The following is a 24,877-nucleotide window of genomic DNA, read 5'->3' as shown; positions in this document are numbered from 1 at the left end:
TACCAAGACTGAAGCTTGCTAATGCGTGAGCATAAATACATTCAAGGGCTCTTCATAAAGACCATAGGCCCTGGCCTGCGTTGCCGTGGAGTACTGGAAAGAAATAATGTCCCCTGTCCCACCTTGTAAACAGGGGTCCGTGGCGTAGCCAGGACCAGCGCGCCGGCCTTCGGAGCCGGAGGTCGGGGGTTCAAATCCCCCCGGACCCGTCAGGACCTCGTGAAGTCCTTGCCCAGGGCGCCGCATGCGGGGCGCCTGGGCGGCGGCTCTCTGCCCGCGTACGTGCGGCGCAGAAGGGCATGTCCAGACGTAGCCGCATGGCTAGGATTAAGAGCTGTAGTGAAGCGTTTTATGAGCCCTTTGAAGGCCTAGAGAGGAAAGGAGGCGATGGGAGTCATATTAAAAACCTAAGACAGACCTACCCCCGTCCTGTAACCGGTTGCAGCTTAAACTTAAGCCCTTAGAGTTCATGGATAGAGTTAGGGGGGTCCTTGATAATTGTTGCATTAATGCTTCTAATGTCTAAATACTCTTCTATCGCTTTTTCCGCGTTTTGAACGCTGCTTAGATCCACATCCTTGACTTTCGAGGGCACAGGAATTTCCAAGTAGTCATCCTCTAACAGCCTGGTCCAGTTGTCCGATATCCTCTTACTGAAGGTCTGCAATATATACTGCATAATGCTCGAGTTAAGCCAAGCGGCTATCAGCGGGTTGTTCTCCCTTATGATGTAAAAGTTCTTTGACGCGCACAGCGGTTTCTCGCTGTAATTGGCCAGGATCACGTGTCTAGTCGGATCTAACTTGTCATGAATGAAAACGTGCCCATATGGCTTTTTGGTCTGCAGCTGTCTCCAGACGTGCTGGTACCACTTGCTGCCAAACTTTAAGGCGGGTATGTTCTGCCTCTCGCCCCACTCAACGTACTTCGCGACGTCGCCCTCCGGGTCATCATTGATTGCAATAGCGTAAAACCTGGGGTCGTGCACTACAATGCTGTCATTATAGTACTCGGGCTTCCTGAGGCACTTGACTAAATACCTCTTGGGAAGCCTCAGGGTCTGCTCCCTGTTGCTTATCAGGACGGAGCTTTCGTCCTCCCCTACGATGCTCCACGCCCTGTTTGGGATGAAAAAGAAGTCTGGGCCGTACATTTCCACGCCCCTTATAATTTCCCCCTTCCTCAGGTAACGTAATAGCCCCATATCTAAGGCTTTCTCAATCATCTCAGCCACCGCTTCTGCGTTATCATAATCGAATAAGCTTAGCCAGTTCCTGTCTAAAAGTTTGGGCATTTTACTTAGGTTTACCCTGCGCGATTCCTTTAAGTTGCCATCATACTGGTATATGGCCGTCTGCACGGCGTTAAACTCGAACAGCTTTCTCTTTCTAAGGAATACTATGAGCTCCTTGAATCCGCTTCCAGAGCTGAACGAGGGCGACTTTAAGTTCTCCGCCATTGCGATGACGTCGTACCTGTACTTCAGGAGCTTCTTCACTCCGTCGCCCTGCCTCGTGTAAAACGTTGACGCCGGGAGCACGAGCAGCGCGTGCCCGCCCTCCTTCAATATGTAGTCCATTAGAAATATCGACAGTATGTGAAGCCCGGGGTCCCTCCTCGAAACGAAGCTGCCGTAACCGTGCGAAATTACGGAGTTGAGCAGCTCGTCCCTGTTACTTATCAGGTGCCACCTGACGAAGGGAGGGTTAGAAACTATTATATCGGCCTTGTACTTCCACGCCACCTTGAACGCGTCACCGCATATAACTTCCACGCTATCGTAAATTGAGGAGAGCATTTTACGCCCCAGCTCGCAGGGCTCTTTATTTATCTCAATGCCAATGACCCTGCTAGGTTTAACCAGGTCGTCAACTGAGGAAAGTAGGACGCCAGAGCCCATGAAGGGGTCCATTAATACAGCCCCTTCCCTGCTTGGGACTTCCTTTAGGAAGGACCTTATGACTGAGATTCCATCATATGTAGTGTAGTATGAAGACGTCCTTTTCCTGTCCACGAGGTCCTGCACTTTATATTGACTTTCATCTATGTGCATGATCACGCCCTTTCCGCTACTACCTTTTTAATTATAGTTATACCTAAGGCCCTCCCGGCCAAAACTGATGCCGCAGCGCGGCCCTCGCCCCACAACTTACTTCTACCCAACATCTTAGCCATACTATGGCTTAGGCTTGATATTATATAAACCTAACGCCGGCGTGGCCGGTAATACCAATTAACTCCCCAGCCCTTTGAGAAAGATCCGACTTCTTCTCTTCTTCTATTATTACCTGCTACTAAGCCTTGCTCATAGCCGGGCGGCCGCCCTCGCTCATAAAGGTCCCTCCGACTTTAGCCGACCTCAACACTTAAGCTGAGCCGCCGGGTGACGCCTGAGGTGCTCAAGGGTTAAAATCCCAGGTGACAGGCCTAAGTGAGGTGCCAGGCATGCCAGAGGCCAAGAGGGTTGACCTGGGAGATGGCTCTTGGCTGGAGGTACTCTCAGAGAGGAGGAACGACCTCCTCAAGCGCACTGAGGTAGAGGCGCTGGCGCACCACGAGCTCAAGTCGACCCCCGCCAGGAGCGCCATAAGGGAGGCAGTTGCAAAGGCCTACAACAAGGACGCTGAAGCGGTCTACGTTAAGACTATAAAGACCAGCTACGGCGTCGGCATATCTAAGGTTCACATCCACGTATATGACAGCCACGACGACGCAGTTAAGGTCGAGCCCCAGTACGTCCTTGCAAGGCACGGCGAGGCGGAGAAGAAGCAGGCCAAGACCAAGGCAGGGGGTGGCAAGTGATGGCGAAGCAGGTAAAGGCCTACGTGCACCTGCTCTACGAGGTCGACTACAACAACATGACTATAAAGGCAAAGAACAGGAAGTGCCCCAAGTGCGGCAACTTTATGGCCCACCACCTGAAGCCTGTCGAGAGGTGGCACTGTGGCTACTGCGGCTACACGGAGTTCGTCGTCCAACAGTGAAGTAATTGTACTTGGAATAGAGTCGACCGCCCACACGTTTGGCGTCGGGGCCTCCAGGTGGACCTCGGCCGGGCCCGAGCTCCTCAAGGACGCCAGGAGGAACTACGTGCCTAAGCAGGGCGGCATACTGCCCAGGGAGGTGGCCCAGTTCTTCAGCCAGGTGGCCGCGGAGGTAGTTGAGGAGGCCCTCTCAGTGAACTCGCTTACGCCGAGGGACCTGGACGCCATAGCGGTGGCCCTGGGCCCCGGCATGGGGCCCCAGCTGAGGGTCGGGGCAACGGTCGCCAGGGCAATGGCGGCGGCCCTCAAGGTGCCCCTGGTCCCCGTGAACCACGCCGTGGCCCACCTGGAGGTGGCGAGGTACACCACGGGGCTCAGGGACCCCGTGATACTTTACGTCTCCGGCGGCAACACTGCAGTGACTACGTTCGTTGAGGGCAGGTACAGGGTCTTCGGCGAAACCCTTGACATGGCCCTTGGCAACCTCCTCGACACCTTCGCCAGGGAGGTCAAGCTGGGGCCGCCGTACGTGGTCAACGGCAACCACGTGGTTGACGCCTGCGCCGAGGGAGGGGAGTTCATAGGGTGGTTCCCCTACGTCGTGAAGGGCCAGGACGTCTCCTACTCGGGGCTGCTGACTGCAGCGCTTAGGGCCCTCAGGAGGGGGGCTAAGCTGAAGGACGTGTGCTACACACTCAGGGAGGTGGCCTTCTCAGCCGCCGTCGAGGTCACCGAGAGGTGCCTGGCCCACACGGGCAAGAGGGACGTCGTGCTCACCGGTGGAGTCGCCGCCAACAGGGTGCTTAACTCAAAGCTCGACTCCATGGCCAGGCTCCACGGCGGGACCTACAGGGGGGTCCCGGCTTACTACAGCGGCGACAACGGAGCCATGATATCGCTGGCCGGCCTCCTGGCGCACCTGAGCGGGGTGCACGTTGAGCCTGAGAGGGCGTTCATAAACCAGAGGTGGAGGCTCGACGAGGTGGAGGTACCTTGGTATGGGAAGCTTCTATGATAGAGTCCTGGGCCTCCTCGCTGACCCTGCTCAAGAGGGGGGCAGAGTCGGAGGTGAGGCTGGGGGACTTCATGGGGATGAAGGCGATATACAAGCTCAGGGTCAGCAAGCCCTACATGGACCCGGCCCTGGACTCGAGGCTCAGGGCGCAGAGGACCCTCAAGGAGGCCAAGGTGCTCTCCGTGGCCCTGGCCAGGGGGGTCAGGGTGCCGAGGCTCTACGCGGTCTTCCCGTCGCTCGGACTCATAGTGATGGAGTACGTCAGGGGGCCCACCCTCAAGGAGCTCGTGGGCTCCCCTGGCTGGGAGTCGCTCGCAGAGGACGCCGGCCTCCAGCTGGGGCTTCTCCACTCGGCCGGCATAGTTCACGGCGACTCAACCACGTCTAACATGGTGGTGAGTGACGGCGGCGTGACCCTGATAGACTTCGGGCTCGCCGACTTCTCGTCAGAGCTGGAGGACAGGGCCGTGGACGTGCACCTGCTGAGGGAGGCCGTCACCAGCACCCACCCCTCCGCGGCGGGGAGGTTCATGGAGGCCTTCATGAGGGGCTACTCAAGGGCCCTGGGGGAGGGGGCGGCGGAGGAGGTCAGCAGGAGGGCCAGGGAGGTGGAGATGAGGGGCAGGTACGTCGCCTCGAGGAGGAGCGTGTGGGCTGAGGAGGGGGGAGAGGGGTGAGGAGGCTCTACATGGTGACGCACAACGACAGGAAGTTCCTCGAGGCCTCGCTCATACTTAAGCCCTACGGCATAGAGCTGCAGCAGATAAAGGCTGAGAAGCTTGAGGTGCAGGACGAGGACGTCGTGAGGATAGCCGAGGTGGCCGCCAGGCACGCCTACGAGCAGTTCAGGGTGCCGCTCATAGTTGACGACTCTGGCCTTTACATAGACGCGCTTAACGGCTTCCCAGGGCCCTACAGCAGCTTCTTCCTTGAGAAGGTCGGCCTCGGCGGCGTCCTGAAGCTCCTCAGCGGCGTCACTAACAGGAGGGCCTGCTTCAGGACCGGCCTGGCTTACGCGGATGAGGGCGGCGTCAGGACCTTCGCTGGCGAGGTCTGCGGCTCCATAGCTGAGTCGCCCAGGGGCTCGGGCGGCTTCGGCTACGACCCGTTGTTCGTGCCTGAGGGGCACAGCAGGACCTTCGCTGAGATGGGCGTCGAGGAGAAGGACTCCATGTCGCACAGGGGCAGGGCCCTCAGGGCGTTTGCCGAGTGGTACCTGAAGCGCTCCTGATCCACGGGGGGCAGAGGTAGACGGAGGCGAAGGGCTCCCCCGAGCTGCAGAGGGTCACCACGTAGCTCCTGGCCTCGAGGCCCTCAATCCTGCTGCAGTACGCCCTGTCCGGCTGCCTCGAGAGCCTCGGCACGCTGACCTCCTCCACCAGGCCGGGCCATAGCGTGACCTCGAGCCTGGCCCTGTAGGGCCCCGGCCCCGCGACCTCCTTCAGGTTGACGAGGGGGAGCCTCAAGCCTATCCCCCAGTTGTTAAACTTGTATACAAGAGGTATTATTTTAACCTTTCTATTAATAGAGAAACTAGAGCTGAACCGTTGCCTTCCTCAGGACCTTAGAGTGGAGCAGGGCCCCGGCCCCGTAGCCCATGGTTATCATCGAGTAGGCCTGCTCCCTGTCGACCACCGTGGAGCCCCCCAGGGCGCCCCTGAGGCCCTCGAAGGCCTCGGGGAGCATAGGGGTCGTGGGGCCCACAACTATGAGCTGGGACCCCCTGGAGAGCTCGGCTATCCTGTTTATGGTCTTGTTGACAACAGTCACCCCGGTGGCTATTACAAGGTCCATCTGGGGCAGCATCTCCTCCTCGGCGTACCATGGCAGCACGAAGTCCTCCTCGGAGGGGGACAGCTCAAAGACGTACACCTTGGCCGTCCCGCTGAGCCTCCTCACGTAGGGCCTTATGTAGCCCACTATGGCCACCTTTGAGCCGGGGCTGACCTTGACCAGGTCAAGGGGGTCAACCGGCTGGCCCCCGGTGTTTACAAGCGCGTTTATGGTGGCGACCCCCACGGCTGCCATAACTGGGTCGTAGGAGAGGGCCAGGCCAACCGCCTCCTCGGCCGACCTAGGGGGGCTCCAGGGGTCCCTGTTGGGCTTGACCCAGTCCCAGTCAACATAGGCGAGCCCTGCCCTGCCGTCGTCAAGCTCCACGTAGGCGTACCTGCCCACGGCCACCCTCCTTATTGCCCTGCCCCTGGCCCTCGGCAGCGACTCCTCCACGAGGGCCTTGACTACGTTCAACGCTTCACCCCTCAGTGTATGGCATGTGAAGGATAAATCCCTACCAGCAGGACTTAGCCGAGGCCCCGCTCAGCCTAGGAGCACTCCCTGAAGGCCTCAGCGGGGTCCTCGGACTCCGCCTCGCAGAGCACGGGCGACCTGGCCTGGGTCGGGTAGGTCACCACGACCCTCGCCACGGCGCCCTTTGGCAGGCTCACCTGCTCCCCCGGCCTGAAGTAGCCTATAACGTCACCGTCCTCGCCAACTATTTCGCCCCTGGCCACGGTCCCGTCGTCCAGCGGCACCTCGTACCACCTCAGGTCCCTTGAGGCGGTCCTCCTGTACCTGTTCCTCACCTGGACCAGGTCCTTGAAGGAGACTGGGCAGAAGTGCACCGGCACCCTGACGTTGCTCTCAGCCCAGGAGAGCACCTCCATGGCGGCCCTCAGGGAGCCCTTGACCGCCGCCTCCCTCGAGTCGTCGGGCCTGAGGCCCCTGAGCCTGAGGGGCTCCCTGTTGGGCTCGGCGAACTCCATCTCGTCAAGGTTAACGAAGTGCCCCCCAACTGAGTCCACGAACTTTATGACCTCCTTGACCCAGCCCTCGAGGCCCGGGGCTATGGGCATCTCAGCCCCCACCCTCATGCCGGTGAGCCTGACGGCGTACTCTATCCCCTTCATGTAGTTCTTGCTGACGGGGTGAAACCTTATCTCGTCAAGGCCCGCCCTCCAGAGGGCCAGCAGCGCCTCTGGGGTTGAGTGCCTCCCGGGCGTGTAGAGGTGTATGTGGAACTCCGGCCCGAAGGTGGCCTTCAGGGCCCTTATGAGGGAGAGCGTCAGCGGCAGGTCCGCGAGCGGGTCCCCGCCCGTTATGCTTGCCCCGGTGGCTCCCTGCCTCTCCACCTCCCTTATTATGTCGTTGATGTCATAGGCCCTCTCGTCGTTCACGTACATCACCCTCCTGCCGAACCTGTCCCTGTCGACGGGGCAGTAGAAGCAGTTCTCGTCGCAGACGCCGGTTATGAAGATGACCGCCTTGAGGCCCGCGTAGCAGAGCTCGCAGCCCCTCGTCAGCCTCCCCGTCATGAGGCCCTTGGTGGCGTCGCCCAGCAGCATTTGCTCCCTGCCGGCCTGCCGGGGGCCGGGGACCTTTATGCGCTAGTAATGACTGCGCGCCTACTGCTGCGCTGGCAGATGGCCTTAAAGTTGCGGCTATACTAAGCTATTCTCTACATAGAGAAAGGCTTTTAGCGATGCCCTGCACAGTCAAGCGCGACCAGCCATGTCGGCCTCGGAGGTCATCTCCCAGGAGAGGATGCCCCTCATAGGGGAGAAGTTCCCAGAGGTTGAGGTAGCGACGACGCACGGAAGGCTGAAGCTGCCCGACTACTTCACCTCCAAGGGCAAGTGGTTCGTCCTCTTCAGTCACCCGGCCGACTTCACGCCGGTCTGCACGACCGAGTTCTACAGCTTCTCGCTGTACTACCCTGAGTTCGAGAAGCTCAACACGGGCCTCATAGGCCTCTCGGTGGACGGCAACCCGAGCCACATATCGTGGGTGCAGTGGATAGAGCGCAACCTAAAGATAAAGGTGCCGTTCCCTATAATTGCAGACCCCCTCGGCCTCGTGGCCAGGAGGCTGGGCATGTTCCACGCCCAGAGCGCTACCAACACCGTAAGGGCCGTCTTCTTCGTTGACAGCAAGGCCACCATAAGGGCGATAATATACTACCCGCTGGAGCTCGGCAGGAATGTGAAGGAGATACTGAGGGTCGTGAAGACCCTCCAGCTGATAGACAAGACCGGCGCCGTTGCCCCAGCCAACTGGCCGAACAACGAGATAATAAAGGATAACCTGCTCAACCCCACGCCTGCAAGCGTAGAGGAGGCGTCCCTGAGGCTCACCCAGTTCAAGGGCTACGACTGGTGGTTCACCTTCAGGGAGGCGCCGAGGGAGGACGTTGAAGAGGCTAAGAAGTATGCCCCCTGAGGGCCGCTCAACATTACCATAACTTTTTTGAAAACTCTTTCTCGCTGAAACAATTTTTAGGTGAAAATACTAAGTAAACGTTAAAACTTCTCACATGCATAGACAAGGTAGCAAGGTCCAGTATATACGGGGTTGATACTTTGAACATAACGCCAAGGAAGCTCCAGAAGCTCGGGGCCTCGTCGCTTGTCGTGACGCTGCCGCACACGTGGATAGAGGCCCACGGCCTTAAGGCGGGCGACGTGGTCTACATAGTTGACGAGGGCGACAGGCTTAAGATAGTCCCAGCCAGCACGGGCAGCGACAGGAACGCCTACGAGTTTGAGGCCTACAAGCTCGTCATGCCTCAGCTGGTCTCCTGGGCACTCACTTGCCTCTACGTTAACAACGTCAACGAGGCCACCATAGACCTGAGGGGCATGGGCCCGGAGGCCATGCAGGTCCTCAAGGAGGCCTCTATGAGGCTCCTTGGGCTTGAGCTGCTTGAGGTCGAGAGGGACAGGGCCGTAATGAAGATAGTCCTGGACGACTCAAAGGCCGACCCCAAGCACGCCATAAAGGGCCTGGGCTCGGCAGTCTCGAACATAGCGGAGCTCCTAAGGCAGGTGGCTGAGGGGGGCCAGGTCACCGAGGACCAGTTCTCAATAGCCACAAACGAGCTCACGAAGTACCAGCACCTTATCATGAGGTACGTGGTCGGCTCCATGAACAGCGGCAGCGTCGAGGGAAACCTGCAGGGCACGATAGTTGGCACCGCCCTCCTGGGCGTCGTGGGGAACACGCTGCTTGACGCGGCCAAGATGGCCTCAAGGCTCGAGGTGAGGTCAAGGGTCGTCTCCCAGCTGGCGTCCCAGGTGAGGGACCTGGCCCCCCTGGTGAGCGCCATGGTGGCCCAGCCGAGCGTGAAGAGGCTCCACGAGGTGGCGTTCAACGTCGTGGCGACCATAAGCTCCATAGAGTCCTACATAAAGTCCTCCCAGAGCGCGGCGGAGGCCGCAATAATAGCCAAGGTTGACGACGCCATAAAGACCATGGCCATAGTGTTCATGACCATACTCTGCGGGGCCGTGATGGGGGAGGAGTACCTGAAGCCCTCGACCCAGTGAGCTAGCCCTGCCTGACAGGCCTTATCCTGCCCAGCAGGCTCCTGGCTATAACTAGCCTCTGGGCCTCGTTCGTGCCGTCCCCTATCTCGACCATCTTCACGTCCCTGTAGATCCTCTCGACCAGGCTCTCCTTGCTGTAGCCGAAGCCGCCCTCCACCTGGACGGCCATCCGGGCCACGTCGACGCCCCACTCTGCCGCGGCCAGCTTAGCCATGCTGCTCCACATGGGGTACTCGGGGTCGCCGGCGTCAACCCTGCGGGCCGCCTCGTAGATTAGCTGTTTTATGGCCTCAACCCTTACCTTCATCTCGGCCAGCATGTACTGGACCATCTGGTGCTCGGCTATGGGCACGCCCATGCTCTCCCTCTGCTTGGCGTAGGCCAGGGAGTCCTCGAAGGCCGCCTCCGCCAGGCCAAGGGCGGTGGCCGCCGTGACCACCCTCCCCTCGTTGAGGGTGTCCATGACTATCTTGAAGCCGCCGTTGAGCTGACCAACCATGTTGGCCTCGGGCACCCTGCAGTCCTTGAACAGCACCTCGCTGGTCCCGCTCCCCCTGTACCCCATCATGTCAAGCTTCGAAACCTCCACGCAGGAGCCCTTGTCCACGACGAACAGCGAGACGCCCCTGTGCCTCTGCTCTGGCGTGCCGGTCCTGGCGGCCACCAGGAAGAAGTCCGCGTAGGGCGAGTTGGTAATCCAGGTCTTCCTGCCGTTTATCACGTACTCGTCGCCGTCCTTCTCGGCCCTCGTTGTTATGGCCGCCGCGTCGGTGCCGCAGCAGGGCTCGCTGAGGGCAAAGGCGCCTATGGAGCCCCTGGCCAGCTTCTCAAGGTACCTCCTCTTTATTTCATCGCTTGCGTAGTGCACGAGCGGGTAGGCCACCATGGTGCCCGAGACGGTGGCCATTATAGCTACGGCGCCTGAAGCCTTTGCCAGCTCCTCAACGACCACGACTGACTCAAGGGTGGAGAGGCCAGGCCCCCCGTACTCCTGGGGCACCCTCAGGGCGAAGTAGCCCATGTCCGCTACCTGCTTTATCACCTCAGGCGGTACCGTGTTGTCCCTGTCTATGTCCCTGGCCACGGGCTTTATCACCTTCTCCGCGAACTCCCTGACGCTAGACCTGAGCAGCTCGACGCTCTCGCTGGACGACATTGTATACACCTTGGCACCTCTCTACTGTTTACTTAGCAAGGTAAATAAGTTGTGGCTCATTCCACCTATTAACACCCCGCCAGCTGTACCTCCGCTTAAATATTTCCCTTCAGAAAAGGTGTTCGGTGAGCTATATGGTTCAGGTTGGGGACCAGGTGCCAGACCTGGAGCTTGAGACCACGGCTGGCAAGGTTAAGCTCTCCGACTTCAGAGGCAAGAAGCTTGTGCTCTACTTCTTCCCCAAGGCTTTCACCATGGGGTGCACGAGGGAGCTGAAGAGGTTCACGGAGCTCTACGACCAGTTCAAGGCCCTCGGGGCCGAGGTGATAGGAGTCAGCGTCGACAGCGTCGACACGCTTAAGAGGTTCGCCGAGAAGTACGGGGCCAAGTTCCCCCTGGCGAGCGACAAGGCCAAGGAGGTCTCAAAGACCTTCGGCGTCCTGAAGCTTATGACGGCCTCAAGGGTCACCTTCGTCATAGGCCCTGACGGCGTTGTGAGGCAGGTGATAAGCAACCTGAAGAGGGCCGAGGAGCACGCCGACAGGGCCCTTGAGGCCGTCAAGTCCATTTAAGCCCCTTGGCGGCCCGTGAAGGCCTTAGGCGAAGCTATAAGTTCTTCCCGGGACAGCGCGGGAAGGGGCGGGAAGCCAATCCCGCCAGGTCCCTAATACGGCCTGCCCGACAACTTCAGGCCTGAGGTGAGCGAAGCTTGAAGGTCGCGCTTGCCCTGGGCCTTGTGGCCCTTGTGGCCCTGGCCCTCGGGGCCCCCCTGCTGTTACAGGTGAGAGTGGGGGAGGCCCAGGGGGCTGGCCAGGGGCAGGCTCAGGCTCTGCTAAACCTGACCCAGAGGGCCATAACTGTGGGCAAGTCGCTTGGGATCAACGTCACCCAGGCAGAGGAGCTCTACTCCAGGGCCCTCAGCTACTACAACAACGGTAACTACACCGGCGCCCAGGACCTCTGCCTGGAGGCGCTTAAGTACATAGCGTCCGAGGCCAAAGGGGTCAGGCCAACGTACATGCCGCCGGCCTACGGCATAGAGGCCCAGCTGCTCGCCATAGAGAGGTTCGTGAACGGCTCCCCAGCAATAAACTCAACTGACAGGTCGTATGTGATATCACGGGTGGACGAGGCCCTCAAGGACATCTCCAGCGGCAACGTGAGCGGAGCCGCTGAGATACTTGCTGACCTGAAGGGCTACCTGGCTAACCTCAGCGTCAGGGTGTCGATGTACGCCAAGCACGCCATGATAGGGAGGCTCGTGAGGGAGCTCCACAAGGCCAGGGGCGAGCTCGAGGCCAACTGGTCCTACATGCAGGAGGCCAACGTGAGCCCCGCGCAGGTGGCCGACGAGGTGGTCAAGGAGCTTGAGGAGGAGCTGAACTCCTCAGCCGCCAACGCGACGCCCGCGCAGCTCGTGGGCCTGGCCAGGGCGGTAGAGGAGATAGAGAGCAGGGCCCCGATGGCTGAGCCCTTCCCCAACGCCACCGGCAGGGTCATGCTTTACGGCGCCCAGGTGAAGGCGTTAGTGGGAATTAACAGGAGCCTCAGCAGGGTCGAGTCGCTTATGGCTTACCTCACAGGGAGCGAGGCCAACCTGAGCGAGGAGGCCCTCAACCTGACGTTCAAGGCCATAAACGCCACGCTCACGGCCCTTCACTACTACGCCGCAGGGGAGGACAACCTGTCCCTCGAGTACATCAACCAGTCCATAACGTTTGCCAACGAGAGCGCTGGGATAGCCGAGAACTTGACCTCCAGCGGCCACGGCATGGCAGCCGCCGTGGGCAGGGGCATATACAGGGCCGACGAGCTCATAATAGGGCTTGACGAGAAGCTCTACGCCTACGTGGAGTCACAGAACATAGTTGGCAAGGTCTACGAGTTCAGGGGCGAGCTGCTCTTCGCCGTGAACCAGACCACCTACGTGGCCGTGCTGAGGATAGTAAACGGCACCCAGGAGACCCACCACGTGATATTCGCCCTGGTTGTCATAGGCGAGGGGGCCCACGTGAACGCCAACCTGACGCAGCTGCCGCTCAGGGTTGACGTGGTGGGCCAGGTCGCTGGGGCTGTGCACTACCTCTACGTGGTCAAGGCGTTCAACGTCACGGAGCTGGCCCCTGAGGCCGTCAGCCCCTGAGCTCCCTGATGGCCTCTGACAGCGCTGTGATGTCATCCTCTTTGTTTGGGAAGTGCACGGAGACCCTTATCCCCCAGAGGCCGGCGGCCCCCCTGGCGGAAACCGCTATCCCCCTGGCCCTGAGCCTCCTGGCGAGCTCGTAGTCCTCCCTCACGCTGTCGCCGACCCTGAAGAGCACTATGCCAGACGCCTTTGACTGCTCCGGCATGGTAAGCAGGTCCGCCCTCAGGTCCTCCAGCTCCTCGAGGAGGGCCTTTCTAAGCCTCATGACCTGGGCCTCCACGTTATCTATTCCGACCTCGTTTATCAGCGAGGCGGCGGCCTCCGCCCCCCTGAGGGAGAGCGACGACAGGGAGCCGCCGTACTCGAACTTGAGGGCTGAGTCCCTCCTGTAGGGCTCAACGTAAAACGGCGCCTTGTTCGGGTCGAGCCAGTAGGCGTCCCAGTCCTGGACCGGGGCGTTGGAGTACCCGGGCCTCGCGGGCTGAAGCTCCTCGACGGACCTCCTGCTGACGCACATACCCCCGAGCCCGAAGGGCGCCAGGAGCCACTTCTGCGTGCCGAAGGCCACGAAGTCTGCCCTCTCGAGCCCCCTCGGCCTGATGGCGCCCGCCTGCTGTATGGCGTCCACGACAAGGTAGGCCTCGGCCTCGTGGGCCACCTTGGCGACCTCCTCGACGTCAACCCTCAGCCCGTTCACCCACATGACGGAGCTCACTATGACTGCCCTGGTCCTCCTGTCGACCACCTCATAAAGCTGGTCAACATCATAGTCTCCGTCCCTGTTCCTGACCACCCTGACCTCTACCCCCCTCAGCCTCAGCCTGTAGGCCTCGGCGTGCACGAGGGGGAAGTCCATGTCAAAGATGACTACGTTGTCGCCCTTCGACATAGGTATGGAGTCCACGGCCTCCTGCACCGCTGAAGTGGTGCTCGTCCCCGTGAACACGAGGTTGTCGGGGCTACAGCCCACGAGCGGGGCCAGCTGCCCCCTGGCGGCGGCCTTGAGCTCGGCCTGGGAGCCCATCGAAGAGGCCTCCTCGGGCGACGACTCGTAGACGTCCAGGAGGGACCTGATGGCCCCTATGGCCCTGAGCGGCGGGACGCCGACGGCCGCCCAGTCCAGGTAGTGCCTTGACCTGAGCGAGGGGAACTCGGCCTCATACAAGGTGCAACCCCAGCTCACTGTGGCCCCAGACATTAAATGGGTGAAACCTGCCCCTACAGGGGGACCGTGGACCACAGGGAGACTATAACGCTGCTCATTGACATGGCCAGGGCCGCGTACTGGGGGCTCAGGTAGACGGCGGGGTAGAGGAGGCCGGCAGCGACCGGGACAAGCACGCTGTTGTAGCCGAACGCCCAGGCCAGGTTCTCCTTCACCTTCCTTGTTGCTATCCTGGACTCCCTGAGGAGGAGCTCTATGCCCTTAAGGTTCATCACCACGACGTCGCCGGCGTACTTAGCTATGTCCGTGCCGCCCGCCAGCGCTATTCCAACGTCCGCCTCCTTCTCGGCAACTGCGTCGTTAACGCCGTCACCCACGAAGGCGACCCTGTGGCCCTCCTGCCTCAGGGACCTCACAAGCTCAGCCTTGTCGTCCGGGCTCAGGCCCTTCCGAACCTCGACGCCCAGGGCCGCTGCCACGGCCTCGGCCGAGGGGCCGCTGTCGCCCGTTGCTATTATCACCCTCCTGCCCATGGACTTAAGCTTGGCCACCAGCTCGAGGGCCTCAGGCCTAACCGGGTCCTCGAGGCTGAGCCACCCGGCCACCCTGCCGTCCACGCAGACGGCCACGTCGCCCTTGGCCTGGCCCTCGCAGTTCTGCGCCACGAACTCAGGCCTCCCCACTATAACCTGCCTGTCCCCCACGGTGCCCGCGACCCCGTCCCCCGGGAACTCGTTGAAGTCCTTGACGGAGCCCCTGAGCCTGGCCCCGAACCTGTCAACTATTGCCTTAGCCACTGGGTGGGAGCTGAGGGACTCGAGGGAGGCCGCGAGCTCCATGACGCCCGGCTGGAGCTCCACGTAGTCCTTGACCCTTGGCCTTCCCTCGGTCAGCGTGCCGGTCTTGTCAAAAACGAAGACGTCAACGTCCTTGACCCTCTCAAGGGCCTCGCCGTCCTTGACTATGACCCCGCGCTTGGCCAGCCTGTGCACTGAGACCAGCACTGCCATGGGCGTCGCCAGGCCGAGGGCGCAGGGGCACGCCGACGCCAGCACGGCGACCGCGAAGAGCACGGCCTTCGGCGTTGGGAAGCCCAGGGCGAAGTGCCACGCCAGGAACGTGACGACGGCTATGGCTATTATGGTCGGCGTGAACACCGCCGCCACCCTGTCCACCAGGTCCTGGGCCCTCAGCCTGGCGGCCTCGGCGTCCCTCACTGCAGTCATGAGCTGGGCCATGTACGTCCTCTCGCCGGACCTGGTGACGTACACCTTCAGGAAGCCCGAGACGAGCCTGGAGCCCCCGACGACCGGGTCCCCCTTGGACTTTGTCACAGGCATCGGCTCCCCGGTCACTATGGACTCGTCCACCTCCCCCTTGCCCTCGTCCACGACGCCGTCGGCAGCTATGGACTCGCCGCTCCTCACCACCAGCAGGTCCCCAACCTTGACCTCGTCAGCGCTTACCTCCACCTCGCTCCCGTCCCTGATAACCCTGGCCCTCGAGGGCAGCAGCCTGACGACCTCGCCGGAGAGCCTCTCCTTTATGTAGGCCTCTATGGTCTTGCCTATGAGGAGAAACGATATCAGCAGGGAGGCGGCGTCGAAGAAGACCGGGCCGTGAACCGCCAGTGAGTAGGCGCTGTAGAGCCACGCCACCAGGGTGGCGGTGGAAACCAGAGTGTCCATGTTGGTCGTCCTGTTCCTGAAGGCCCTGTAAGCCCCCAGGTGGTACCTGAGGCCGGCGTAGAAGACCACCGGGGCCGAGGCCACCATCGCCAGGAGCGGCCTCGAGGTGTACTGAAGGTAGAGGGTCAGCAGCCCGAAGGACCAGGCGACGGCCAGGGCCCTCAGGTAGCCCCTCAGCTCCCCTGCTGAGGCGGGTGCGGCCTTCGATATCACCTGGGCCCTGAAGCCGTGGCCCCTCAGCGCCTCAACTATGGCCTCCGCTGATGTCGAGTACGGGTTGACCTCGATGACGGCCTCCCCGGTGCCCGGGTTCACTGAGGCCTTAACGACGCCGTCAAGGCCCTCCAGGAGCTCCGTGACCCTCCTGGAGTCCTCCGGGTTCATGGAGATCCTAAGCCTCAGCCTCTCAGTGACCACGTCATAGCCTGCTCTCCTGACAGCCTCCACGAGGTCCCTTAGCCTAGCCCCTGAGACCACCACCTTGGCCGTGCCGGAGGCCAGGTTCACCTCCGCCTCCTCAACCCCCTTGACGCCCCTCAGCGCCTTGGCCACTGTAGTTGAGCAGGTGGCGCAGTGCATCCCAACTACTCTGAGCTGCTCCTCCTTGCCTATCCTGAGGGGCCTCCTCTCGTTTTCGCTCAACCAGGCATCCCCTTGGGCCCCTCGCGGAGGTACTTCTCCGGGTCCCTCCTGAAGGCCTTCAGGCAGCCCTCGGAGCAGAAGTAGTATACCTTGCCCTTGTACATGGTCTTGTAGGGGGTGCTCTCGTCAACCTCCATGCCGCAGACCGGGTCAACGACCAAAGCCTGTCCCCTTGGCTTGAGCCCGCCCAACTTAAAAAGCGTGGGTCCTTGCTGAGGGGGCTTGAAAGTCAGTGCCATTAAGGTCATCTGCCTGCCCTCCTCGACGGCCACAGGGCCCTCTCTCCAAGCATGTAGAGCACCGCAGGCGTGAAGAGCAGCGCGGCCAGTAGTCCTGCTGAGAGCACGCCCGCCATGAGGGCCACGCCCATGCCCCTGAAGCCCGGGGCCGAGAAGGCCAGGAGGCCCGCGAAGGCCCCAGCCATTATCGTTGAGAGGCCCACCACAAGGACGCTGGTGCTCCTCACAGCTATCTCAACTGCCGTCCTCACGTCGTGGCTGCCAGCCTCCTCCCTGACCCTGTTTATGATGAAGCTGTTATAGTCCATGCCGACGCCAAGTATCGCCGTGAAGACAACTATGGGCAGGTACCACGGCAGGTTGACGCCTGATAGCCTGTAGGCCTCTATGGCTAGGGAGCTGCCGAACACCGCCGCGATCACGACGCTGGCCAGCGCCGTCAAGGCCATGGGCACGCTGCCGAAGAAGGCCAGCAGCACTATAAACATGAGGACTATGGCTATGGGGTAGACCAGGTGGTAGAAGTCGTGGTACACTATGTTCTGAAGGTCGAGGTTTATGGCCGCCTCTCCCCCGACCATGGCGCTTGGGGAGACCTGCTTCGCCAGCTGCCTTATGGACTGGGCGCACGCTATGGCCTCCCTGCCGAGCGGGTACACAGATAAAGTGACGCTAAGGACAGGCTCGGAGTAGTTATAAAGCTGGGTTGACTGAACGCAGCTTAGCCTCGATATGGACGAGTTTATCGCCTGCAGCGTAGAGTAGTTGGCGGCCACAACGTAGACAGGGTACATTATGCCGGCGGCGTAGTTGTCAGTTATGTAGTGGAGGGCCTGCACCGACTGGGCGCCCTGGGGCATCATTAATGTGAAGTCGTAGCTGCCCCTGAAGGTGGCGTAGATGAAGCCTGCAGGTATTAATATGAGTGCTATGACCACAACAAACGCTATGTACCTTGCCCTGGGGCTGCGCCCTGGACTCGCCCGGGCAGCGCTGGCCTTCACCCTGGAGGGCCACCACACTATCCTGCTCCCGCCCACTATGGCCAGCACCGCAGGGACCACCGTGAGGCTCACGGCCATTGTTATCAGTATCGATATGGGGGCCGCCTCGCCTAGGCTCCTGAGGAACGGGAAGTTTGAGGCTATAGTCATGGCCCCGAAGCCTATGGAGGCCGTGAGCGCGCCCGTGACCACCGCCCTCCAGCTCCTTCTCGCGGCGGACCAGGCCGCCTCCGCTGGGCTGAGGCCCTTGCCCAGCTCCTCCCTGAACCTCCTAGATATCAGGCTCGAGTAGTCGACGCCCAGCCCTAGGCCGGCCTCGTACATTATAGTCCTGCTTATGGAGTTCAGCGTTATTACGTTGTGGCTGGCCAGCAGGTACCCAACGCCAAGGGCCACCACGAGGCCCACGCCTATTCCTATAAACGGCACCAGGACGGCCACCAGCGACTCGAGCACTATGGCCAGTATGACGAGCACCAGCAGGGCGCTTATCATGTCCCCCCTGCTTATGCTCCTGAACGACGAGCTTGAGAGGTCGTGGTTTATGGCCTGCGTGCCGGTAAGCATGACGCTGGCGTTCCCGTAGCCCGCGGACCTCAGCTCGCTGACCAGCTGGCCCCTGACGCTGAGCGCCTCGTCATAGGACATGTTGACTGAGTACATTACTAGGAAGCCGTCAAGGTTCCTCTGCACAAGGAGCCCCCTGAGGTCGCCCAGCAGATTGGCGAAGGTTCTGTTAAACGCGTACTCAGTTACGTTTGTCACGGCCCTCCCATACAGGGAGGGGTCCTCAAGCACGACGGCGGCCTCGCTTGACAGCACGGGCGTCAGGTTTGAGGGCACGCCCAGCCTGGCAAGGGAGCTGTTCAGGAGCGATGGCATCCTTGACAACAGTGACTGGTAGTCCTCTATGGGACCCGCCGAGGCCAGCTCTGCCAGGAGCAGCCTGGCGGTCGGCGACGTGAGGCTCCTGTTGACCAGGTCCAGGGACAGGGAGTAGGCGCTCTCGCCGCGGAGGAGGGCCATTGACAGCGACGGGGTCACGTTCAGGCCCCTCTCGGCTATGGCTGACGCCGAGGCCTCGGCCAGGGTCATGTTAGAGCAGAGGGCACAGGTGGCGTTGGGGTCATACTCCAGGAGCTCCTCAGGCACGTAGCTGAGGACCAGCGGAGCGTAGCCGCTGAGGTTGACCGGCAGGCGGGCAGCCAATGTTTTGGCCGCCAGCTCAGCCGCTGCCTCCCTGCTGAAGGAGCCGTTGGCCACGTATGACGCCATGTCCATCGCTACGTCGCTGGGGAGCCTGCTGGAGAGGAGCGAGTACGTGACGTTCCTCACTATCAACGTCACGTCGCTCTCGTTGAAGCCCGAGGCGGCGTACTCCTCAGCTAAGGTCGTCAGCAGCTCCTTGGTCTGGCCCGGCGCTGGGATGGAGGAGACCACAGCCAGGAAGGCCTCCCTGCCCGAGGCGCTGCCTATGGAGCTCAGCGCGTAGTAAAGCCTGTACTGGTTGTCCTGCGTGAGGTTGTTCATAAGAGACTCAATGTAGCTGCTGTATGCGGCCGAGGCGTTCCTGAACGCCAGGCCGTAGGCCTGCAGTAGCGGCAGGGCCCTCTGCTCGCCGCTGGCGTTGAGCTCCCCGTAGAGCACCGTGTAGGTGAAGTTCTCCGCTGAGGCCAGGCTGAACCTTGAAGGCCCCCCGGTGCTTAGCACGTAGTGGAACAGGGCCTCCACAAGCTGAGGGGAGGGGGACTGGGCGCCGCCTATGGGTGGGCACTCGCTCACCACGAGCTCCACGTCGCCCTGCGTCAGGTTTCCCGTGGAGTAGGCGTCCGTCATGTTGGAGAGCACGTACTCAGCCCTGATGGTGTTGAAAAGAGTAGACACGTAGGCCCCTGAGAGGCCCTCCGTCTCGTTGCCTAGGGCTACAACCTCGGGGACCGCCTGGGAGTACGCTAGGCTGAGGTTCCTGCCCAGGGAGTAGTACTGAGCGTAGGCGTAGTCGGCGTTCCTCAGCATGTAGGTGAGGCCCACCAGCGTCGAGTTGAGCCTCTCGAGCCTCAGCGAGAGGTTATTAACGGCCTCCCAGAGCCTCACAAGGCCCTCTGCAGTGGAGAGGCTGACGTTAAGGAGCCTCTGGGAGACGTTATTAAGCTTGATGTAGACCCCCCTCGCCACGCTGACCCAGCTGGTGCCCTGCGTCAGTGTGCCGTTGAGCCTGTAGAACGTGGTCAGGTTGACGGGCACCCCTGTGACGACATATATGTAGTTTCCCTGCTCTGACAGGTTGCCCTCCCTCGAAATTATGTTCATGACCTTTATGCTCTCGACCCCCTGGGGCAGCATTGAGGACTCGTTGGTTGAGACCACGCTGTTGATCCTTGTCATGAATGGGTAGAAGATCACGGCCAGAGCTATCGCCACAACCACTATTACGTAGGCCGTTCTCCGGCTATACATATCTATCTCCGATAGATAACTGCTATATATAATCGCTTTAAAACTTTAGCCAGGACCCTCAAATGATAAAATATTTAAATAACTGTAAAAGTTACCTATGGGCCCCGCAGCTGCAACGCCTAGCTTTGGGTGGCGAGCGTCACACGTCCCACACCCGTCCTCAGCAAGAAGAGGAGGCCGCGGCTCAAGAGCAGCAAAAAGGGGTCTATGGCTACCCTAAGCTGAATGTTACGCTAAGTGTTGAACGGCGGCGAGTAGTTGCCCTTCTTTGACTCGTACTCCTCCAGGTCCTTCTTGACCCTCTGGTAGGTGTAGTCTGATATCCTGCCCTCCTTCTTGGCCTCCTCTATTACCCTCCTGCTCTTCTCCTCGAGCATCTTCATTATAGGTATCCTCACGCCCTTCTCCCTGGCCACCGCCAGCGACCTTGGATAGCCTGCGTGGGCGTGCCTCACCACCCCCATTCCTGGGTCCACTGTGAACACCCTGATGGCCTTCTGCTCCGCCAGCTCAGTGCCGTCAACTACCATGCCGAAGCCAGCGTGTATCGCGTAGCCTATGCCTGTGCCTCCGCCGTGGTGGAAGCAGGTCCACGTGGCGCCGACCGCCGTGTTGAGGGCGTAGTTAAGTATGGGCCAGTCACCTATGGCGTCGCTTCCGTCCAACATGCCCTCGGTCTCCCTGTAGGGCGAGGCCACGGAGCCGGCGTCCAGGTGGTCCCTGCCGAACCATATGGGGCCTGAGAGCTCGCCCCTCCTGACCATCTGGCTGACCACCTTGCCGAACAGGGCCCTCTCGCCGTAGCCGAGGTAAACCACCCTGGCGGGCAGGCCCTGGAACTTGACGTACTTGTGGGCTGCCGTTATCCACCTGGCTAGCCTCTGGTTCCTGCCGAACAGCTGCAGCAGGACGTCGTCCAGCTTATATATGTCGTTCGGGTCGCCCATGAGGCTGGTCCACCTGAACGGCCCCCTCCCCTCCTCGAACAGTGGCCGCATGAACTCCATCTGCCCGGGTATCTTGAAGGCCTCTGTTAGGCCGGCGTCGTAGGCCTGCTTCCTGAGGTTGTTGCCGTACTCAAAGGTCACGGCCCCCCTGGCCTGGAGCTCAAGCATGAGCTGGACGTGCCTCTTCATAGTCTGCTTTGCCAGCTGTATGTACCTTTCGGGGTCCTGTGACCTGAGCCTCGCCGCCTCCTCGACGCTCATCCCCTCCGGCACGTAGGAGAGCGGGTCGTGGGCCGGCGTCTGGTCGCTGAGGACGTCAGGCACCACGTTCTCCTTGACCAGGCGCTCGAGCAGGTCAACTGCGTTGGCGAGGACCCCTATGCTGGTGGGAGTCCTTGACCTCTTGGCCTCAAGGGCCATGTCTATGGCCTTATCTATGTCGTCGGTCCAGGTGTCCAGGTAGCCCGTCTGTATCATCCTGTCTATCATGCGCTTGTCAACGTCAGCTATGAGGGCCACGCCGCCAAGCATCTTGGCCGCGAGTGGCTGGGCGCCACCCATGTTCCCTAGGCCCGCGCTCACGTAGAGCCTTCCCTCGAGGGAGCCGTAGGCCCTCTCGGCCGCCGCCCCCACGGTCTCATAGGTCCCCTGGAGGACCCCCTGGGTGCCTATGTAGGCCCAGCAGCCCGCCGTCATCTGGTGGAAGCTTATGAGCCCCCTCTTCTCGAGCTCCCAGAAGTAGCTCCAGTCCGCCCACTTGGGCACCAGCATGGCGTTGCTCATGACGACCCTCGGGGCCCTCAGGTCCGTCTTGAAGACCGCCACGGGCTGGCCGCTCTGTATCACCATCGTGTCGTCCGAGTCCATGGTGAGCAGGGTGTTGACTATGGCCTCAAAGTCGTCCCAGGACCTCGCGGCCTTGCCGGTGCCGCCGTAAACTATGAGGTTCTTGGGGTCCTTGGCAACCATGGGGTCGAGGACGTGAAAGAGCATCCTCAGTATTCCTTCTACCTGCCAGTCCCTGCTCCTGACGTGAAGCTCAGGGCCAGTGATTGCATGAACTGTCCTGGTCTCAGGGTCGTAATAGCCCTCGGATATCAGCTCCTCAATGGGTTGACCCTTATACTTCGAGGGAACAGACACTGACCATGCACCTCATTAACCATTGAATAATTGTATACAATATCGGTGTTTTTAATTTTGATTACACAAGCATATATACGGTGTAACTATCTATATTACACCTTATATTACACTTCCTGATAGCTCTAGATGCTCTTTACATCGCTTACTGCCGGCTTTTTACATCAAGCTGACCTTGTTAGTAGTAGCTGTAGTAGCTTATCTGAAACTTTATATGATCATTGGCAAAAAAGCTATGATGTATACGTTATGATAAAGGTAAAGTCATAGTGTGAATTCACCAAATTTCTTCATGTTGTCTGGCTTTCTTCTCTTCTCTACTAAGTATACTATGTTTCCTATGATGAACCATACTAACGATGTAAGGCCGGCATAGTCTAGCGGTGGAGGCGCCATAGCGGAAAGCACTATGGCCGCTCCTAAAGCCAGTACTAGGGCTATTACAACCGCTATCAGACCAGCGCCTACCCTCTCCCCTCTCTTCCTCTTGAAATTCACTAGCCCTATTGATGCCAGAAGGTGATTGATAAAGTTAAAGTAACCGTTTGAGGTGAGCAAGAAGACGCTTCCCATCACAGGACCCCATACTAGACCTGAGGCTATGGCAGTGCCCGTAACTATTATAGCTGAAGCTGTGACGTTCTTCCCTGGTACCTTAAATTTGTTAGGTTTCGTGAACCAGCTAGGGAAAAGGATGCCATCTCTTGCTATGCCATACCCAGCTCTCACTGCAGAATTCAGGAAGCCCACGGCAGAGGCGTCAAACGCATATATCACTAAAACGGCGAATATTATGGCTGCGATGGAACCTAACACACTACCATAAATAATTATTCCAGGGTCAGGGAGCTGAGAGTACTTAAACATGTTATCAACGCCATAGACTATTTCCTGCGCGTAGGCGTTGAATATTATTGGCACCCCTATTAGGAACGCCAGCCAGGCTAACGCCTTAGGAACAGTCCTCTTAGGGTCTATAGCTTCCTCACCTAGGGGCACTGCTTGGTTCATGCCTCCGAATGTAGTTATTGCGAAAATCATAGTTGTAAGTATGATTGGCCAGTCCTTGCCTAGCGGGATTGGTGTAAATGGCAGGAAGGTGTTCTTATGAATAAACATAAGGACCAATATTAAACCCGTTAAGAGCAGGAAGGCCACCTCGATAAGCCCTGCTATCAAGTTATACGTTGTACTGACCTTAGCTCCCGTATAAACAACTGCCCAGACCTCTGCAGCAACCGCTATTGCTATCGGTATCCATATCCATGGATGAGTTTGATAAAACGAAGGAAATATCAGTGATATGAATGCTGCTATGCCCAGAATTGCAAACCCGGCCGCGCCCGTTATATAATAATACCAGTAACCCCATCCCCCTATTACGAAGGAGAGGTACGAGCTGCCAAAGCCCTTCTTCTGCATTACAGCCCAAAGATACGTCGATGTTATATTTTTGCTCCACTCGTACACTATGTATGTCATGCCCACATATATCAACCAAGCAAGAAGCAGAACCAGCGGCAGAGAGCCGCCTACGAGGCCTGCTAATGTTGTAAAGTAAAGCGCGGCCGTTGCGGCAGGCCCATTAGCTGCCAACCCATTGGCAACTATTAGCCATGGCGAGAGTATCCCTCTCGCTAGACCTTCGTTTCCACTAGAACTGACGTCCTGTGAGTGGGACAAGTTACATCACCAATTACTGTTTTATATGTTTTGATTAGACTCGTATTTAAGTATGTATACCATTTGGACACTAACACTCATTGCTATATATGTCTTTACAATGTTCCTAACTTATTAATTTCTAAAATATCTAAAATGAGTTAAATAGACCCTTCATAACCATTTACATGAAGACTCTTAAGCCTCCATACAGTTCCCTCCACTACATTATTCCTTGACATAAACTAGCTCCTGAATTCCTGTGGCTGACATCTAGTGTTACTTCTTAGAGGTCTAGGAACATATCCAGTGAAGAAGTGGATGCTGTTCGATGGCACTACATTAAAAAGGCTGTTGCAGCTACACTATAAGGTAGGTGAAAGCTTGAGTCTAGTCAAAAGGGCCCGCTTTTTGAAGGACCCTTATGACAGGAGAGTTGGAGAAGTAGAGCCCTTAATTCCGCTTGCTGGCGTCCCATGGGATTGGTCAACTGCTGGCAGGCCCGGGGCTAGGTTTGCCCCTTCAGCCATAAGGACAGAACTTTACTCGCTGACACCACTCTCCGAAGACCTTGGAGAGCTAAGGTGGGGTTTTGATGATATGGGTGACATTGATATTGTAGGAGGCGATATTATAGAGACCGGCCGAAGGGTTGTTGAAGCCTCAAGGCACGTCATGGAGGTAGCGATGTCCAGAGGGGTTCCGGCTATTTTCATTGGAGGCGACCACTCAATAACTAACTGGACGTCTAGGCCCTTCGTAGAGCAAGGCGCTTCCTTGGTAGTTCTTGATGCACACTATGATATAAGAAAACTGACGGAAGGCGTTACCAGTGGATCGTGGCTAAGGGAGTTAGTTGAAGCCACTAAAGTCAAGGCACTTGTCGTCGGAGTATCTGAGTATGTAAACCCTCCTTACGCCCCTTCTAGAGCTAAGGAGCTGGGAGTTGATATTATCAGCAGGGTCGAACTGCTAAAGGACTTCAAGTCGTCTCTTGAGAGGCTAAGGTCGCTAGTAGCTGGTTCCAAAGTCTATCTGAGCATAGATATGGATCACCTGGCCCAAGCCTTTGCGCCTGGAGTCAACAGTCCTACCCCTCTTGGTATGACTCCTTTCGAAAGCATGAGCGTAATAGATACAATAGCGTCATCAGCTAAGGTCGTGGGAATAGACGTAGTCGAGGTAGTGCCAGGGGCAGACGTTACAGGTTCTACGCCTAGGCTGGCAGCTGCCCTACTTCTAAGGGCTGTACAGAGATCGCTGGTCTCGATGAACATGAAGTAATTACTTGTCAAGGCCGCCGAC

The 24,877-nt window shown here is 59.1% G+C and carries 21 protein-coding genes and 1 tRNA gene; 11 read left to right on the top strand and 11 right to left on the bottom strand.

The annotated features are described in order from the left end of the window. Positions 1-133 precede the first annotated feature (133 nt). Positions 134-209: transfer RNA gene (locus ASAC_RS03035), tRNA-Arg, on the top strand. A gap of 251 nt (positions 210-460) precedes the next feature. On the opposite strand, the gene ASAC_RS03030 is transcribed toward ASAC_RS03035, so the two are convergent. Further along, positions 461-2,053, bottom strand: a complete 1,593-nt coding sequence (locus ASAC_RS03030; RefSeq protein ID WP_013266513.1) for an N-6 DNA methylase — start codon at positions 2,051-2,053, stop codon at positions 461-463. A 392-nt stretch (positions 2,054-2,445) separates the two neighbouring features. Here ASAC_RS03030 and ASAC_RS03025 point away from each other — a divergent pair, with 392 nt between their 5' ends. From ASAC_RS03025 to ASAC_RS03005, 5 genes are read left to right on the top strand one after another with little or no spacing between them, the layout of a single operon-like run. Then, positions 2,446-2,802 (top strand): 30S ribosomal protein S24e, encoded by a 357-nt coding sequence (locus tag ASAC_RS03025; RefSeq protein ID WP_148217119.1) that lies wholly within the window; start codon positions 2,446-2,448, stop codon positions 2,800-2,802. Continuing rightward, positions 2,802-2,984 (top strand): 30S ribosomal protein S27ae, encoded by a 183-nt coding sequence (locus tag ASAC_RS03020; RefSeq protein WP_013266510.1) that lies wholly within the window; start codon positions 2,802-2,804, stop codon positions 2,982-2,984. The genes ASAC_RS03025 and ASAC_RS03020 overlap by 1 nt, the downstream gene beginning before the upstream one ends. Then, a complete protein-coding gene (gene kae1, locus ASAC_RS03015) occupies positions 2,944-3,999 on the top strand; it encodes a KEOPS complex N(6)-L-threonylcarbamoyladenine synthase Kae1 (protein ID WP_013266509.1) in 1,056 nt (351 codons plus the stop codon). Before ASAC_RS03020 ends, kae1 begins: the two co-directional genes overlap by 41 nt. Beyond that, a complete protein-coding gene (locus ASAC_RS03010; RefSeq protein WP_238523626.1) occupies positions 3,978-4,676 on the top strand; it encodes a Kae1-associated kinase Bud32 in 699 nt (232 codons plus the stop codon). The genes kae1 and ASAC_RS03010 overlap by 22 nt, the downstream gene beginning before the upstream one ends. Positions 4,677-4,687: 11 nt before the next feature. Continuing rightward, entirely contained in the window at positions 4,688-5,230 is a 543-nt protein-coding gene (locus ASAC_RS03005) for an XTP/dITP diphosphatase (protein ID WP_048812968.1), read from the top strand. On the opposite strand, the gene ASAC_RS03000 is transcribed toward ASAC_RS03005, so the two are convergent. From ASAC_RS03000 to ASAC_RS02990, 3 genes are all read right to left on the bottom strand, one after another. Further along, complete coding sequence (locus tag ASAC_RS03000; RefSeq protein ID WP_013266506.1) at positions 5,193-5,465, bottom strand: hypothetical protein; 273 nt, start codon at positions 5,463-5,465, stop codon at positions 5,193-5,195. The genes ASAC_RS03005 and ASAC_RS03000 overlap by 38 nt on opposite strands. Before the next feature lie 67 nt (positions 5,466-5,532). Beyond that, positions 5,533-6,249: a DUF364 domain-containing protein gene (locus ASAC_RS02995; RefSeq protein WP_013266505.1), complete on the bottom strand. Its 717-nt coding sequence runs from the start codon at positions 6,247-6,249 to the stop codon at positions 5,533-5,535. Positions 6,250-6,323: 74 nt separating this feature from the next. Then, complete coding sequence (locus ASAC_RS02990) at positions 6,324-7,343, bottom strand: radical SAM protein (RefSeq protein WP_013266504.1); 1,020 nt, start codon at positions 7,341-7,343, stop codon at positions 6,324-6,326. A gap of 184 nt (positions 7,344-7,527) precedes the next feature. Here ASAC_RS02990 and ASAC_RS02985 point away from each other — a divergent pair, with 184 nt between their 5' ends. Both ASAC_RS02985 and ASAC_RS02980 read left to right on the top strand, forming a co-directional pair. Further along, positions 7,528-8,217 (top strand): peroxiredoxin, encoded by a 690-nt coding sequence (locus ASAC_RS02985; protein ID WP_048812967.1) that lies wholly within the window; start codon positions 7,528-7,530, stop codon positions 8,215-8,217. Between the two features lie 140 nt (positions 8,218-8,357). Continuing rightward, on the top strand, positions 8,358-9,323 hold the full coding sequence (locus ASAC_RS02980; protein WP_013266502.1) for an AbrB/MazE/SpoVT family DNA-binding domain-containing protein: 966 nt from the start codon (positions 8,358-8,360) through the stop codon (positions 9,321-9,323). Position 9,324: 1 nt separating this feature from the next. Here ASAC_RS02980 and ASAC_RS02975 read toward each other — a convergent pair whose 3' ends face one another. Beyond that, positions 9,325-10,479 carry an acyl-CoA dehydrogenase family protein gene (locus ASAC_RS02975; RefSeq protein WP_013266501.1) on the bottom strand — a complete coding sequence of 385 codons (1,155 nt, stop codon included), beginning with the start codon at positions 10,477-10,479 and terminating at the stop codon, positions 9,325-9,327. Positions 10,480-10,613: 134 nt separating this feature from the next. Between ASAC_RS02975 and ASAC_RS02970 the strand changes: the two genes are divergently transcribed. Both ASAC_RS02970 and ASAC_RS02965 read left to right on the top strand, forming a co-directional pair. Further along, complete coding sequence (locus ASAC_RS02970) at positions 10,614-11,051, top strand: peroxiredoxin (protein WP_048812966.1); 438 nt, start codon at positions 10,614-10,616, stop codon at positions 11,049-11,051. Between the two features lie 137 nt (positions 11,052-11,188). Beyond that, positions 11,189-12,622 carry a hypothetical protein gene (locus tag ASAC_RS02965; RefSeq protein ID WP_013266499.1) on the top strand — a complete coding sequence of 478 codons (1,434 nt, stop codon included), beginning with the start codon at positions 11,189-11,191 and terminating at the stop codon, positions 12,620-12,622. Here ASAC_RS02965 and ASAC_RS02960 read toward each other — a convergent pair. The 6 genes from ASAC_RS02960 to ASAC_RS02935 all read right to left on the bottom strand — a co-directional run bounded on the left by ASAC_RS02960 (position 12,612) and on the right by ASAC_RS02935 (position 23,593). Next, on the bottom strand, positions 12,612-13,790 hold the full coding sequence (locus tag ASAC_RS02960) for an aminotransferase class V-fold PLP-dependent enzyme (RefSeq protein WP_013266498.1): 1,179 nt from the start codon (positions 13,788-13,790) through the stop codon (positions 12,612-12,614). The two genes, ASAC_RS02965 and ASAC_RS02960, sit on opposite strands and share 11 nt — an antisense overlap. Before the next feature lie 53 nt (positions 13,791-13,843). Further along, on the bottom strand, positions 13,844-16,120 hold the full coding sequence (locus ASAC_RS02955) for a heavy metal translocating P-type ATPase (RefSeq protein ID WP_013266497.1): 2,277 nt from the start codon (positions 16,118-16,120) through the stop codon (positions 13,844-13,846). Further along, a complete protein-coding gene (locus ASAC_RS07690; RefSeq protein ID WP_013266496.1) occupies positions 16,117-16,281 on the bottom strand; it encodes a YHS domain-containing protein in 165 nt (54 codons plus the stop codon). Before ASAC_RS07690 ends, ASAC_RS02955 begins: the two co-directional genes overlap by 4 nt. Before the next feature lie 83 nt (positions 16,282-16,364). Then, positions 16,365-19,820 (bottom strand): MMPL family transporter, encoded by a 3,456-nt coding sequence (locus ASAC_RS02945; protein WP_013266495.1) that lies wholly within the window; start codon positions 19,818-19,820, stop codon positions 16,365-16,367. A gap of 233 nt (positions 19,821-20,053) precedes the next feature. Then, positions 20,054-21,865 carry a urocanate hydratase gene (locus ASAC_RS02940; protein ID WP_420805106.1) on the bottom strand — a complete coding sequence of 604 codons (1,812 nt, stop codon included), beginning with the start codon at positions 21,863-21,865 and terminating at the stop codon, positions 20,054-20,056. A 309-nt stretch (positions 21,866-22,174) separates the two neighbouring features. Next, entirely contained in the window at positions 22,175-23,593 is a 1,419-nt protein-coding gene (locus ASAC_RS02935) for an APC family permease (RefSeq protein WP_083774015.1), read from the bottom strand. Between the two features lie 363 nt (positions 23,594-23,956). On the opposite strand from ASAC_RS02935, the gene ASAC_RS02930 reads away from it, so the two are divergent. Then, positions 23,957-24,856 (top strand): arginase family protein, encoded by a 900-nt coding sequence (locus tag ASAC_RS02930; protein WP_158303781.1) that lies wholly within the window; start codon positions 23,957-23,959, stop codon positions 24,854-24,856. Positions 24,857-24,877 lie beyond the last annotated feature (21 nt).

The sequence above is a fragment of the Acidilobus saccharovorans 345-15 genome (assembly GCF_000144915.1).
Taxonomy (GTDB): domain Archaea; phylum Thermoproteota; class Thermoprotei_A; order Sulfolobales; family Acidilobaceae; genus Acidilobus; species Acidilobus saccharovorans.
The sequence above is the reverse complement of the archived record's forward strand: the minus strand, read 5'-3'. Positions and strand labels throughout refer to the sequence as shown.

What these genes read in the sequence shown, in the direction of transcription:
- ASAC_RS02945 (WP_013266495.1), bottom strand. Translation starts at nt 19,820, where the DNA reads ATGTATAGCCGGAGAACGGCCTACGTAATAGTGGTTGTGGCGATAGCT.
- ASAC_RS03030 (WP_013266513.1), bottom strand. Translation starts at nt 2,053, where the DNA reads ATGCACATAGATGAAAGTCAATATAAAGTGCAGGACCTCGTGGACAGG.
- ASAC_RS02990 (WP_013266504.1), bottom strand. Translation starts at nt 7,343, where the DNA reads ATGCTGCTGGGCGACGCCACCAAGGGCCTCATGACGGGGAGGCTGACG.
- ASAC_RS03005 (WP_048812968.1), top strand. Translation starts at nt 4,688, where the DNA reads ATGGTGACGCACAACGACAGGAAGTTCCTCGAGGCCTCGCTCATACTT.
- ASAC_RS03020 (WP_013266510.1), top strand. Translation starts at nt 2,802, where the DNA reads ATGGCGAAGCAGGTAAAGGCCTACGTGCACCTGCTCTACGAGGTCGAC.
- ASAC_RS02970 (WP_048812966.1), top strand. Translation starts at nt 10,614, where the DNA reads ATGGTTCAGGTTGGGGACCAGGTGCCAGACCTGGAGCTTGAGACCACG.
- ASAC_RS03025 (WP_148217119.1), top strand. Translation starts at nt 2,446, where the DNA reads ATGCCAGAGGCCAAGAGGGTTGACCTGGGAGATGGCTCTTGGCTGGAG.
- ASAC_RS02975 (WP_013266501.1), bottom strand. Translation starts at nt 10,479, where the DNA reads ATGTCGTCCAGCGAGAGCGTCGAGCTGCTCAGGTCTAGCGTCAGGGAG.